Origin of the sequence: Methylocapsa aurea (genome assembly GCF_000746085.1) — a bacterium.
Classification (GTDB): domain Bacteria; phylum Pseudomonadota; class Alphaproteobacteria; order Rhizobiales; family Beijerinckiaceae; genus Methylocapsa; species Methylocapsa aurea.
In genome coordinates this window covers 60644-72943 of record NZ_JQKO01000016.1, presented here as the reverse complement: position 1 = coordinate 72943, position 12300 = coordinate 60644, and the positions used below count along the sequence as shown (strand labels likewise).

At 59.0% G+C, this 12300-nt stretch carries 13 protein-coding genes and 1 pseudogene; 7 read left to right on the top strand and 7 right to left on the bottom strand.

All coding sequences use genetic code 11. From position 1 onward, the window contains the following. The first annotated feature begins 268 nt into the window (after positions 1–268). From DL86_RS12245 to DL86_RS12230, 4 genes are all read left to right on the top strand, one after another. Positions 269–1216, top strand: a complete 948-nt coding sequence (locus tag DL86_RS12245; RefSeq protein WP_036261891.1) for a metallophosphoesterase family protein — start codon at positions 269–271, stop codon at positions 1214–1216. Between the two features lie 43 nt (positions 1217–1259). Beyond that, on the top strand, positions 1260–1709 hold the full coding sequence (locus DL86_RS12240; protein WP_245276354.1) for a c-type cytochrome: 450 nt from the start codon (positions 1260–1262) through the stop codon (positions 1707–1709). 174 nt (positions 1710–1883) lie between these two features. Beyond that, the gene (locus tag DL86_RS12235) at positions 1884–2426 is read left to right on the top strand and encodes a sigma-70 family RNA polymerase sigma factor (protein WP_036261794.1); all 543 of its coding nucleotides are present in this window, start codon (positions 1884–1886) and stop codon (positions 2424–2426) included. Next, the gene (locus tag DL86_RS12230) at positions 2423–3193 is read left to right on the top strand and encodes an anti-sigma factor family protein (protein ID WP_036261793.1); all 771 of its coding nucleotides are present in this window, start codon (positions 2423–2425) and stop codon (positions 3191–3193) included. Before DL86_RS12235 ends, DL86_RS12230 begins: the two co-directional genes overlap by 4 nt. A gap of 473 nt (positions 3194–3666) precedes the next feature. On the opposite strand, the gene DL86_RS12225 is transcribed toward DL86_RS12230, so the two are convergent. Then, positions 3667–4677, bottom strand: a complete 1011-nt coding sequence (locus DL86_RS12225) for a lactonase family protein (RefSeq protein ID WP_210165409.1) — start codon at positions 4675–4677, stop codon at positions 3667–3669. A gap of 358 nt (positions 4678–5035) precedes the next feature. Here DL86_RS12225 and DL86_RS12220 point away from each other — a divergent pair, with 358 nt between their 5' ends. From DL86_RS12220 to DL86_RS19875, 3 genes are all read left to right on the top strand, one after another. Beyond that, positions 5036–5842 carry a response regulator transcription factor gene (locus DL86_RS12220; protein ID WP_202899200.1) on the top strand — a complete coding sequence of 269 codons (807 nt, stop codon included), beginning with the start codon at positions 5036–5038 and terminating at the stop codon, positions 5840–5842. Beyond that, positions 5839–7320, top strand: coding sequence for a sensor histidine kinase (locus DL86_RS12215; protein ID WP_036261790.1), 1482 nt, complete (start codon positions 5839–5841; stop codon positions 7318–7320). Before DL86_RS12220 ends, DL86_RS12215 begins: the two co-directional genes overlap by 4 nt. A gap of 438 nt (positions 7321–7758) precedes the next feature. Continuing rightward, positions 7759–7932 carry a hypothetical protein gene (locus DL86_RS19875; RefSeq protein ID WP_156964623.1) on the top strand — a complete coding sequence of 58 codons (174 nt, stop codon included), beginning with the start codon at positions 7759–7761 and terminating at the stop codon, positions 7930–7932. A 419-nt stretch (positions 7933–8351) separates the two neighbouring features. Here the strand turns inward: DL86_RS19875 and DL86_RS20830 are convergent, their stop codons facing one another. From DL86_RS20830 to msrA, 6 genes and pseudogenes are all read right to left on the bottom strand, one after another. Continuing rightward, positions 8352–8546, bottom strand: coding sequence for a transposase (locus DL86_RS20830; RefSeq protein ID WP_084572885.1), 195 nt, complete (start codon positions 8544–8546; stop codon positions 8352–8354). Positions 8547–8633: 87 nt separating this feature from the next. Beyond that, complete coding sequence (locus tag DL86_RS12210) at positions 8634–9413, bottom strand: molybdopterin-binding protein (protein WP_036261788.1); 780 nt, start codon at positions 9411–9413, stop codon at positions 8634–8636. Beyond that, on the bottom strand, positions 9406–10275 hold the full coding sequence (locus DL86_RS12205) for a cytochrome b/b6 domain-containing protein (RefSeq protein ID WP_084572884.1): 870 nt from the start codon (positions 10273–10275) through the stop codon (positions 9406–9408). The genes DL86_RS12210 and DL86_RS12205 overlap by 8 nt, the downstream gene beginning before the upstream one ends. 86 nt (positions 10276–10361) lie before the next feature. Continuing rightward, complete coding sequence (locus DL86_RS12200; protein ID WP_036261787.1) at positions 10362–10616, bottom strand: pentapeptide MXKDX repeat protein; 255 nt, start codon at positions 10614–10616, stop codon at positions 10362–10364. Between the two features lie 163 nt (positions 10617–10779). Then, a complete protein-coding gene (gene msrB, locus DL86_RS12195) occupies positions 10780–11262 on the bottom strand; it encodes a peptide-methionine (R)-S-oxide reductase MsrB (protein WP_036261785.1) in 483 nt (160 codons plus the stop codon). A gap of 16 nt (positions 11263–11278) precedes the next feature. Next, a pseudogene (gene msrA, locus DL86_RS12190) lies at positions 11279–12020 on the bottom strand (peptide-methionine (S)-S-oxide reductase MsrA). Between the last annotated feature and the right edge of the window lie 280 nt (positions 12021–12300).

Sequence of the window (12300 nt, the reverse complement as noted above, 5' to 3'; positions counted from 1 at the left end):
TTATTAATACGGCGTGATACAGCGTTTACAAATAGTCGCCAGAGATATGCCGCCGACGTTAGTGCTGTAACGGCCTGCGCACAACGGCCGTCCGACGCACAAATGCTGTCTGGACTGACCTCAAGTCGGGTATGAGACAGACTTCTCCGACAAAGCCCGGAAAAGTGATCCGCAAAATATTTCTCACATTCCTCGGAATAAAGCGCGATCCACCCGAGTCTTAACCTATGAAGCCGGAAAACGCCGGCTGAACATGGAGCGCGGGAAAATGTCGGATAAGTCAGTTGGGGATGTGAGCCGTCGTGGCGTGCTCGAATGTATGGCCTGGGCTGGCGCGGGGATTGTGTGGACGGTTTCCGGCGGCGTTCCGAAGTCCTCGCATATATTGGGCGTCGGCGAGGCGCAGGCGGCCGAACGCGGGTTCAGCTTTCTTCAGATATCCGACACGCATATCGGCTTCGCCAAACCCGCCAACCCAAACGCGGCCACAACGGCGGAGGAGGCAGTCGCGAAAATCAACGCACTTAGCAACAAGCCTGCTTTTCTGATCCACACTGGGGACATTACGCATCTCGCCAAACCCGAGGAATTTGACACCGCCGATCAGATCATCGGCAAGGCGGGCCTCGTCACGCATTACGCGCCGGGCGAACACGATATCGTCGACGAGAAGTCCGGCAAGGCCTATTTCGAACGCTACGCGAAGAAATCAGGCGGCAAAGGCTGGGGCTGGTATTCGTTCGACCAGTCCGGCGTCCATTTCATTGCTCTGGTCAATGTCGTTGAACTCAAGAAGAATGGCGCAGGCTCACTCGGGGCCGACCAACTTGCTTGGCTTGCGGAAGATCTGAAGGGCAAGAGCCATTCGACGCCAATTGTCGTCTTCAGCCATATTCCGCTTTGGGCCGTCTATCCGGAATGGGGCTGGGGCACAGAAGAATCCGCTCAGGCGCTTACGCTCCTAAAGCCCTTCGGTTCGGTCACGGTGCTTAACGGTCATATTCATCAGATCGTTCATAAAGTCGAAGGCAATGTCACCTTCCATACCGCCCGCTCGACCGCCTTTCCGCAACCTGAGCCGGGCAAGGCCCCGACGGCCGGGCCGATGCTGGTGCCGGCGGACAAGCTCCGATCCGTGCTTGGCGTCACCACCGTGGTCTACCGCCAAAGCGACCGCCGGCTCGCGACGACGGATGTGCCGCTTTCCGACGGTTGACGCGCCAAACCGATTCGTCGCAACGGCCGCTGCGGAATCAGTAATGCTTCAAGGAATGTTCAAGATGCAAAATCCAGCATGTTCCAGTGTGCGCGAAAACTCTGGCGTGAACAGAATGCTTCCCCAAGCCATGCCGCGAGTTGGCGGCATGGTTGCGCTCCTTCTTTTGGCCGTTGGTTCGCCTTGTTATGCTGCTGGCGATCCGGCCCGCGGCGAAGCGCTTTATCAGGGCTGCACCGATTGTCATTCCATCGAGCAGAATGATGTCGGTCCCAAACATGGAAACGTTTTCGGCAGGAAGGCCGGCGCGGTTTCTGACTATTCCTATTCTCCGGCGCTGAAAAATTCCGGGATTGTCTGGAACGAGGAAACACTGGACAAGTGGCTCATGGATCCGCAAAGCCTCGTTCCCGGAGCCAAGATGTTTTTTACGGTCACGAATGCGCGGGACAGATCAGATATTATCGCCTTCTTACGAGCCCAAAGCCAATAATTGCGACAATCATTCTATCGGAGGCCTTGGCAAGGCCTCCAACTCGGAGGCGTTGGAAATGTGCGACCGTTTCGATTCACTTCCAACGGGACCGAGAGGCGCCAATACTCTCGGCGCCCCTATTCGCAGCTGAAGGGCCCAATGATCGTCGAACCTTGATCGGACGCAAAGCGAATGCAGGGAGAAGCGGCTCAGGCCAAACAGCGTCTCTTCGAAGAGGTGATCGCACCCCATCTCGACGACGCCTATTCTCTCGCGCGTTGGCTTACCGGCAACGCGACGGACGCCGAGGACGTCGTGCAGGATGCATGTCTTCGCGCGTTCAGGGGACTGGATGGGTTCGCCGGCCAAAGTAGCCGCGCGTGGTTGCTGACAGTCGTGCGCAATGCCGCGCATACTTGGATTTCAAAGAACAGGCCGAAGACCGTGATAATGACCGACGACCTGGAGGACGCCGAACGCAGGATGCCTGACCACGAGCTCAGAACAGCGACGCCCGAGTCGGAACTCATCGCCAGCGTCGAAGCGAAACGACTGGAGGACGCCGTCTCAAGGCTGCCGCTGCTCTTCAAGGAAGCTATCGTCATGCGCGAGATCAACGGCGCCAGCTATCGCGAAATTTCGGAGGTTCTGCAGGTGCCTATCGGCACGGTCATGTCGCGCCTCGCAAGGGCGCGCTCCCTGTTGATCCGCTCCTTGGCGGAGGCGCCGGCATGACGACGCAAAATCATGACGACATAAGGCTTCTCATGCAGGCCGCGCTCGACGGAGAGCTCGACGCGGGGGGGCAGCTGGAAATTGAAAAGAGGATTGCGCAAGACCCGATACTCGCCGCGGAATGGAACCAGCTGACCGCCCTTCGGACAGCCATTCGAAGAGCTCTGCCCCGTGGGCGGGCGCCACTGGAATTGCGGGCCCGTCTTGCCGCCGAAGCGGCGATCAAGGGTCCGCGCTCGTTGCGCGTCCCATCCCGCCCAAGCTGGTTCGCGCTGGCGGCCTCGGTGGTTGTCAGCGTCGGTTTGACGGGAGCCCTCGCCCCACAATTCATTGCTGATCGGACCCCCTCCATTAGCGAAACATTGGTCTCCGACCACATGCGCAGTTTGCTAGCGGCCCAACCAGTCGATGTCGTCTCAACGGATCGGCATACGGTCAAGCCGTGGTTCGATACGCGTCTTGCGTTTTCGCCGCCGGTTGTTGACCTCGCGGAACGTGGATATATCCTTGTTGGAGGAAGGGTTGATGTCATCGATGGCACGCCAGCGCCGACGCTGGTCTACCGACTGCGCAGCCATTTGATAAGCCTGACCGCGTTGCCAGCCAGGCTGGCGCCATCCATCTCTCCAACCTCGGTCAGAGGTTTCAGCCTCATGCGATGGACGGGACAGGATCTCGTCTATTGCGCGGTATCCGACGTGCCGGAAGAGGAGCTCGACGCCTTCGCGCGTGAATTCCAAGCTAAGGCGGGCGGGAAGGGTCAGTGATCAAAAGCAACCGCACGATGTTTTGGGCGTTTCCCCCGCCAAGACTTTGACGCCTCGCCTTGATCCCTGCCCATCGGACCTTCGACCAAGCGCTTTCGCGTGGCGTCTGTCCATCGCCTCCGCAATTGCTCTATCTTCGATGTCTATCGCCGGCAGTGCGCGCGTAGCTTTCCCGGACATTTTTCATGGAAAGCTCGACATTGAACGCTGAACCGTGTGCATCAAGATAACCGAACGGGAAAATAAGCGATCGGCTAACGGTGACGACAACTGCTATGCGGACGTCGATCCGTTCGGGTGGCGCACTCGCCGATGATTTTGGTCAGGCGTGCAGTTCAAACGCCGTTCAACGCGGCTTGCAGCCGCGCGCTTTTCGGCGATACTTAGAGATCGTATCGGCGCCGCGTAGATCGGATGCCATTATGTGATACGCCGCGCCTTGGACGCGGCGTATCAGCTTCGTCGGAGAGCGATTAGCGGATCGCCAAGCCATCCGCACTCGCCGGGAGACCCGACAAGGTTGCGATCGGTGTGAGCCCGCCGTCCTGCCTGATCCTAAAGGCGCTGATCGTGTCCCTGCCGCCGTTCAGCGTATAGAGGAACTGCCCATCACGGCTGATCACGCTATCGAGGGGGTTCCCACTGAGGCCCGTGCTGGCCGTCTTTCCGTCCGCGTCAAGCAAAGTAAGATCGCCCGACGGCTTCACCTGGAATCCGGTAATGGACTGGCTGGCGGCGTTGCTTGTGTACGCATAGCGCCCATCTGGCGTCACCGCGATCCAGCAGGCTGCTGTCTGCTTGGTCGGGACGGCGCCTTCAACAAGGGTGAGGCGACCATCACGGCCGAGACGATAAGATGAAACGGAACTTGCATTTGCTGCGCCGCCGGCAGCCTCGGTGACCAACAGGGTGCGGCGCTTGGTAAAACTGAACCCAAACGGTGTGGGGCCGGCCGAGGGTTGAATCGTTGGCGCGCTGTCAGGGAGGCCGGCGCGGTTTACGCCAAAGACGGCCAGATTGTTAGTCGCCTTTTCGGTGATGACGAGGCTGAGGCCGTCAGGGCTGAAAGATATTTGGGCAGGATTGACGCCGGTTGCGCCGAGCGCCCGGGTGGAGCCGGAGATACGCTCCAGGTGGCCAGCCTCCGTAGCACGAAATCCAGTAATCGAATCGCTGTTCGCGTTCAAGATATAGACAAGATCGTCATCGACCGCGATGCTAATCGGATGGTCGCCGCCACTCGCCGCCTTGGAGACGCGGGTGAGGCGATCATCGTCGTCGACCGCAAAAACCGTAATATCATTGCTGCCGGCATTGACGACGTACAGCCAATGCTGGTCTTGGCTCAGCACGACGCCGCCTATATTGCCGAGGCCTCCACCGGTTCCGCGGCCACCGGTCGGGAACGAACCCGCCGGCGTAAGTTCCCCCGTCGCCGCACGACGAAACGCCAGCACGGCATTGCCCTCGCTTGCGTTGCTCATCGTATAGACGGCGCCGTGCGATCTTTCCCGCTCGGCCTCCGCGGAAGCCGGACTCGATATAGCGGAGATGGCTGCAAGCGCGGCAATGCACAATCCTGTCACTTTCAAACTCAATGTCATGCTGGATCTCCAAACCGGACCGCAAAGTCCCCTAGAGCCCGTATTGGGCAGCACCTTATTGCGAGCAAAGCGTCCCGAAATCCTCACGGAGCGATCACGCGACTAACAAATTGTGTGGTCACTCGAGATCTTGATAAGAATGCGGCAAGAAAGATCCGCAAAATAAAGCCTCGGAAACTCGGGTGAAAGGGATGCCGCGCGGGGCTACCGATATTGGCCGAAAGGCTCCATGCGGAGCTTGATCAAATCGGTCCGATTGGCGTACCGCTTCCCCAGTCCATGGATGGGTTCGTCCGAAGGGAATAGCGACATCGTGACCAGCATGCGACATTTATTGGTGATAGAAGACGATCCAGACATCGCTGAGGTTTTGCGCGTTAATTTGCGCGACGAGGGATTTGTCGTCGATCACGCCGCAGACGGGGAGAGAGGTCTTCACCTTATCGAGATCGGAAGCTACGACCTCATCGTCCTTGACCTCATGCTGCCAGGCGTCGACGGCTTTGATATCTGCCGTCAGGTGCGCTTGCGCTCCGAATATACGCCTATCGTCATCACCAGCGCCAAATCGGCCGAGGCGCATCGTATTCTCGGTCTGGAACTGGGTGCAGATGACTATTTGACCAAGCCGTTTTCCGTCCTGGAACTAGCCGCGCGGATTCGCGCTCTGTTTCGGCGTATCGATCGACTCAAGATTGAATCGACCCGCCTTCGTCCCGCCATGATGCGCTTTGGCGAACTTTGCCTCGATGTCGCGGCCCGTGAGGTCAGCTTGAGCGGATGCCCCGTCATTCTTACGCCGCGCGAGTTTGATCTTCTATATTTTTTCGCTCAGCATCCCAACCGTGTCTTCACCCGGCTGGAGCTCCTCGATCAGGTTTGGGGCTATAGTCATGACGGATATGAGCATACCGTGAATTCACATATCAATCGGCTGCGATCCAAGATTGAACCCGAGCCGGCAAATCCAACCAATATCGTTACGGTTTGGGGCGTGGGTTACAAATTCAGGCACTCCCTTTCGTTGTCGGCATCGCGGCCATGATTCACTCCCTTTACGGACGCATTGCTCTGGCGTTCGCCTTTCTGATGCTAACCTTCGGTGGGCTGCTCGGCCTTCTCTGCTTCACGACCGTGCATTATCACCAGCAGGAGCTGGTGCAGCGGTTGAACCGAGGCCTCGCCCAGCACATCGCCACTCAATTGCCGCTCTTGGGTCCTGACGGACTTGATCAAAAGGCGATCGAAGAGCTCTTTCATATGCTGATGATGGTGAATCCCAGCATCGAGGTCTACCTCTTGGACAAATCCGGGAGGATAGAGATGCATCTTGCGCCGGCAGGGCATCTCAAGCGAGATCGCATCGATCTCGCCCCGGTGCAGAGGTTCCTGTCCAACTCCAACTCAAACGTAAACCTCCCAATCTTCGGAGATGATCCCAGGAGCGGCGCCGAGGCCGCAATTTTCAGCACCGCGGCCTTGATCAAAAACGGTGAAGTCGATCGCTATCTCTATGTCGTTCTCGCGGGAGAAGCCTATCAGCAACTTGCCGCCAATCTCTGGGAGGGCCGGATTTTCCGCACTGCCAGCGTTATATCGGCAGGAGCGTTCGTCCTGACAATCTGTTTCGGCCTTTTGCTTTTCGCGGCGATCACAAGACGGCTCAATGCTCTGACTGCCGCGGTCAGCCGGCTGGAGCGGCAGGGCTTCGCCGGATGCCTTGATGTTCCCGGTCCCCTAGCCAAAGGCGACGATGAAATTTCCCGCCTCGCCCGTGCATTTCAACTCATGGCAAATCGGATCACAGAGCAGTTCAGGGAGTTGCAACAACAAGAGCAGCTCCGTAGGGAGCTTGTCGCCAATGTCTGCCACGATTTTCGAACGCCGCTTACCGCACTTCACGGCTATTTAGAGACCATGCGACGAAAGACGAAGACGTTGCTTCCGGAAGAACGCGACCGCTATCTCGATATTGCGCTTCGTCAAAGCGCTAAGGTCGGACGTCTCTCTCAGGAACTATTTGATCTGGCCAACTTGGAATGCTCTGACATTCAGCCCCTGCTCGAAGTCTTTTCCTTGGCCGAACTTATCCAAGACGTCGTGCAAAAATTCGAACTTCCATCACAAGACAGAAACGTGGTTGTTTATGCCAATATCTTAAATGGAAGCGCGCCCGTGCTGGCTGATATCGGTATGATTGAGCGCGTTCTCGTCAATCTTCTGGACAACGCGCTTCGGCACACGCCGGCGGGTGGAACGATCCGGATCGATGTCCTTCAGCGCGTCGGAAGGGTCCGAGTTAGCGTTGCAGACTCGGGATCGGGGATCAGACCGGAGGATATGCGAAGGCTTTTCGACCGTGCTTCGCCACTTGGCCGGCGCAGTGGCAGAGTCACTGGTGGACTTGGGCTGCTCATAGTCAACCGGATTCTCACCCTGCACGATTGCCCCATCAGCGTCGAAAGCACCGTCGGCAGGGGAACGGTGTTTCGATTCGAATTACCGAACCCAATGTTTGCGTGAGGGGAATCAGACACGATGGTTTCTGGCGATTATGGCCGGATAGCGGATCAGCGTAGTTTTGGCGCAACCGCACCAAGTGACGCGAACAGGGCGTTCCCCGGCGGTCTCAGCCGGCAAGCAGGAGAAAGCCAGAGAGCGGCTAATGGGCGACCGGACCCGGATCGCCGGGCGCGCGGCGCAAATTGGGCGCTGACGGAGTCAAGCCAAATGGTCGTGTGAAATGTCGATGGCTGGCAAAGCCTCGCCGAAAAGTCTGACGCCAAGATCATTGACCTCAAGGAGTGGAGGCCCAGAGCGCGGACGCCGCTTGCGGGTTCGGCTCGTCGCCAGCGTGTTCAAGAGATCGCGGGTAGAGGAGCGACATGGTTTGAAACATGCGTACTTCGGATAGCAGCTAAGGGGCGAAGAGCGCCAGCGCAGCCAAGGGCACTAGGCATTATGAAATACCACGCTTTCGAATGTGAAGATGCCGCAGCGGCCTCTATCGTGAATGTGAAGAAAATCGATCCAGAGGATAGTTTTACTTACGTGATTCTCCCAGACCCTTTCGGCACCGGAAAGTTCATCATCGAAATTGTTACCCCTGAGTGGGGCTCGCTCGGTCGAATTTGATGGCGCCAGCGCGCGCGCTCGGATTCGTGCACCGGGGGCTAACGCGCAAAAACCTCACATATCGTAAGTCCGCGCATTTAGGCGCCGATCCTTTCCACCTCGTCGAGAGTGACTTCCGCGGCGCGATGGTCGCAAATCTGCGTCCTGCGTGTCGAGGCATGGTTCGCCATCTGCCCGGCGCGTTCGAACGTGCCGCCGTTTCCCAGATAAGCGGTGACGCCCGTTGCCCGAAACGTGTGGTCGCCGACATGCGTGGTGACGCCAGCGGCTTTTGGCGCGCCTCTTGATCATCGCATAGGCGTTCGCTTAGGGCAGGGGATTGCCGGTGAGCTCTCCCGTCGCTTCGAATTACCGAACCCAAGGTTTGCGTGAGGGGAATCAGACACGATGGTTTCCGGCAATTATGGCCGGATAGCGGATCAGCGGAGTTTCTGCCAAATTCCCCGTTTGCTCCAGTGGGCGAAGCGATTGTAGATCGTCCTGTAGGGGCCAGAATTCTTCGGGCAGTCGGCACAGCGAGAGCGGACTTTCAGTACATGCATGATTCCGCTCAATATCAACCGGTCGTCCTTCCGGCAAAGCGTGATGATTGGAAAGCCCAATCCAATCGTCATGACTCAGGCCTCCGCCGTAGTGATTAAATCAATTCGGCCAATCGCCTGAGCTCAGCTAACAGTTTCCACTACACGCGCGCATCCGGTTCAGATTCCCGCGTACCACTCGTAGCCTCGATCGGGCCAGAACCCGCCTTTGCCGCGCCCGAACCGGTCGAGACGATCGGTCAATTCGATGCGCATCACGTATTTTGCGTGCTTGTAGCCGAGCTGCCGCTCGACCCGCAGCCGCAACGGGGCGCCGTGGCCAACGGAAAGCGGCGCGTCGTTGAGACTATGCGCAAGAATGGTTTGCGGATGGAAGGCGTCGATCAAGTCGATGCTTTCGTAATATTGGCCCGTCCCGTCCAGGGCTCGCTCATAAACATCGGCGCAGTGGAATACTACGAAGCGGGCGGTGGGTAGAAGGGAAGCGCGCTGAAGCACAATGGCGAGCGGAACGCCCCGCCATTTGCCTATGGCGCTCCATCCTTCGACGCAATCATGGCGCGTGATCTGCGTCCGTTGCGGCAGTTTGCGCAGATCCTCAAGCGACAAATCCAGCGGATTGGCGACCAGCCCCTCGACGCGCAAGCGCCAGTCGACAAAATTGCCTTCCAGCAGGGCCGCATAGTCCTCGCCCTCAGGCATGCTGCTGCCATTCACCTTAAACACCGGCGAGAGATCAGCCTCGGTGAATTCACGGGCGAGCGCATCGCGGCCGCCGAGCAGACGCTGAACGCGATAGGTCAGCGACTCCGCTGAGGACAGAACCTCCTGGACCTCCGAGGTTTCAGAGAGGCGGTCGCAGCCAGCGAGCAGCGCGCCGCCGAGGCCCGCCGCGCTCAGAGCCAAAAACCGGCGCCGGGGGAGTTGAATTCTACTCATGTTTATCCTCGACGGAAATGAGGAATCGGCCAGTAATCATCGAGCGCAGCTCATTCACTGGTCCGGCCAGAAGCGCCATCGCGACATGAACAAAAACGAAAAGCACGATCAGGCTGGCTGCGATGAAATGGATGGTCCGCGCGGATTGGCGTCCACCGAACATATCAACAAGCCACGGCAGGATAGCGTCCATCCCCGGCGACATGGCGAGGCCAGTCAAAATCATTGCCGGCAACAGCACGCCGATGACGCCCAGATAGGTCAGTTTCTGGAGCGGATTGTAATGGCGCGCCGCCTCGCCGCGCGGAAATTTCAGCCGTAGGTGATCTGCGACATCTTGGAGAAGAGACCTCGGCCGCAGCTGCCGCCAGCTGGGCAGGAGGTCGCGCCAAAGATGCCCGTTGGCTAGTCCGGCCGCGACATAAACCAGGAGGTTGGCGACAAACAGCCAAGCAAAGAAGAAGTGCCACCGGCGCCCCATGGCAAGATCGCGCCAGCTTGGAAGCGTCAACCACGCGGGGAATCCGCGCTGCGCGAATCCGCCGCTGGCGTTGCGCGAGAGGCCAAGGATCCCGGTTGTGTCGAAAGTTGACGAACCAATCCTGGCGAACCCCACCGGCGGGCCGGCCCTCGATTCATCGGCTCCAAGCTCGAATATTGAGGGATCGGAGTCGGCGCCAAACTGCCCCCAATACAGAGCCGGATGGGCGTTGAAGATCTGCAGGCCACTGAACAACAGCACGCTCACGCAGAGGAAATTGATCCAATGGGTTAACCGGGTGACGCGCGCGTGCCGGTAAACAGCCAGCCGACGCGGCCTCTGCGACGGCGTCGCCAGGCCTGTTTCTGGAGTTTCAGTCATGACTGTTCCCCGGTTTTCTTCGTTTGTTCGGCGTCCGAGCGCCCGCTCCAGCGCCAGAGGTCGGAGCAGGCGCTCGTCGCATGGAATCAGTTTTTCTCGCCGCCCATCGCGTCGCCGCCCATATGGCCGGATTTCATCGCATCGCCCTTCATCGCGTCCGAGCCGGACTTCATGGCGCCCGGCTTCATCGCATCCGTCTTCATGGCGTCGGGTTTCATCTTGTCCTGTGTCGCACCTTCGGGCTTCATCTTGTCCTCGGCGGAAGCGGCGCCGGCGAACATCAAGCCGGCGGCGACAAAGGCCAAAGCGGCGCAGCGGGTGATAGCATATTTGGCGTTCATGGCATTTACTCCTCAACATATCTACGCCACGGCGGGCGCGCGCAACTCCGCCGCGCGGAGATGACTTCGGGCCGGCGTCTTGAGGACTTAACGCGAGACTTGCCTAGGCAGGACCGCGAGTCCCGAAGCTATTAAGAGAGATCCGACCGCTTTGATCGAACCGTCAGCTTTCTTCCGATATGAATTTCAAGGCGACGCCGTTCATGCAGTAGCGCAAGCCGGTCGGCGGCGGACCGTCCTTGAAGACGTGGCCAAGATGCCCGCCGCAGCGCCGGCAATGCACCTCGGTGCGCTCCATCCCGAGGCTCCGGTCAACATTCTCGCCTACCGCGCCCTCCATCGGACGCCAGAAACTCGGCCAGCCGGTCCCGCTCTCGAACTTGGTCTCCGACCTGAAGAGCGGCAGTTCGCAGCCGGCGCAAACAAACACGCCCTTGCGATGCTCATGAAGCAGCGGGCTGCTGCCGGGCCGCTCCGTCGCCTCATGCCGAAGCACTTGATATTGGGCGGGCGTGAGCGCGGCCCGCCATTCTACATCGGTCTTCGTCACCTCGAACTCCGCCGCTTTGGCCCGCCGCCAAGCAGGCAGCGCCGCGCCGCCACACGCCGCCACGATCAACATCAGCAATAGGTCGCGCCGTTGCATTGTCAGGACTCCATCGTTATTGGCGATTGCCGTCGGTCAGCACCGCCCGTTCGCGATAGAGCTCCGGGAAGAGCTTTTTCAAATTGGCGACCTTGGGCAGATCGTAATGCGCGATATAGGCGTTGCCGGGATGGAGCGTCGCATAGTCTTGATGATAGGGTTCAGCGCGGTAGAACGCCGTCAGCGGCTCCACCCTGGTCACGATCGGGCGGCCGAACGCATGCGCCCTGTCGAGCTCCGCGATATAAGCCTCGGCTACGCGCTGCTGAGCGTCGCTGACGGCAAAAATCTCGGATCGATATTGCGTGCCCTCGTCGGGCTCCTGTCGGTTCATCTGCGTTGGGTCATGGGCCACGGAAAAATAGATCTGCAGCAAGCGACCGAAGGAGATCTGCTTTGGATCGAACGTGATCTCGACCGATTCCGCGTGTCCCGTGGCGCCGGAGCTAACCTGCTCGTAACTTGGGGCGGCCGAGGCACCGCCGGCATATCCCGAAACCGCGCTCGTCACGCCCTTTGTATGCTGGAACACGGCCTGAACGCCCCAGAAGCAGCCGCCGGCAAAAAGCCGCTTTTTCGGTTCCGCTCTGAGTCGCGCTCGGAACGTCGACGAACGGCGGGTTGATCAGCGCAGCAGGCTCGGCCGCCGCCGGGCTTCCGAGACTGCTTAAGCCGATGACGCCGAGCGCGGTTAGAAAGACATTCAGGCGGGCCCTCGTCACGCGAAGGCGGCAGTGTGGCGAATGACAGGAATGCATCTGCATGGTGGTCTGCCTACGATCCTTAGGTTGGAACGGACTTCGGAACGGTGGGCTTGCGTCGCGCCCACAACAAGATATTCGCCGCCGCGCCGTCTTTGATTACAGATCGGGACGATAAACTTTGCGTGTTCCGAGAAAGCCCTCGCGGAAGAATTCGATTCATCGCGCCTTTCCGTCATTTAGGGAAATGCTCCACGCCGAATAGGCCGCAGCGACGCGAAGCGTGAGCAAGGCGAAAGCAATTCCCGCGGCCAACAAGAATTTGACGGCGATTTTC

Bases quoted from the DNA above. Each gene is read 5' to 3' on its own strand.
- DL86_RS12245 (WP_036261891.1), top strand. From the start codon at position 269: ATGTCGGATAAGTCAGTTGGGGATGTGAGCCGTCGTGGCGTGCTCGAA.
- DL86_RS19875 (WP_156964623.1), top strand. From the start codon at position 7,759: ATGAAATACCACGCTTTCGAATGTGAAGATGCCGCAGCGGCCTCTATC.
- DL86_RS12210 (WP_036261788.1), bottom strand. From the start codon at position 9,413: ATGAGTAGAATTCAACTCCCCCGGCGCCGGTTTTTGGCTCTGAGCGCG.
- DL86_RS12235 (WP_036261794.1), top strand. From the start codon at position 1,884: ATGCAGGGAGAAGCGGCTCAGGCCAAACAGCGTCTCTTCGAAGAGGTG.
- DL86_RS12200 (WP_036261787.1), bottom strand. From the start codon at position 10,616: ATGAACGCCAAATATGCTATCACCCGCTGCGCCGCTTTGGCCTTTGTC.
- DL86_RS12225 (WP_210165409.1), bottom strand. From the start codon at position 4,677: ATGAGCAACGCAAGCGAGGGCAATGCCGTGCTGGCGTTTCGTCGTGCG.
- DL86_RS12230 (WP_036261793.1), top strand. From the start codon at position 2,423: ATGACGACGCAAAATCATGACGACATAAGGCTTCTCATGCAGGCCGCG.
- DL86_RS12215 (WP_036261790.1), top strand. From the start codon at position 5,839: ATGATTCACTCCCTTTACGGACGCATTGCTCTGGCGTTCGCCTTTCTG.
- msrB (WP_036261785.1), bottom strand. From the start codon at position 11,262: ATGCAACGGCGCGACCTATTGCTGATGTTGATCGTGGCGGCGTGTGGC.
- DL86_RS12240 (WP_245276354.1), top strand. From the start codon at position 1,260: ATGCTTCAAGGAATGTTCAAGATGCAAAATCCAGCATGTTCCAGTGTG.
- DL86_RS20830 (WP_084572885.1), bottom strand. From the start codon at position 8,546: ATGACGATTGGATTGGGCTTTCCAATCATCACGCTTTGCCGGAAGGAC.
- DL86_RS12205 (WP_084572884.1), bottom strand. From the start codon at position 10,275: ATGACTGAAACTCCAGAAACAGGCCTGGCGACGCCGTCGCAGAGGCCG.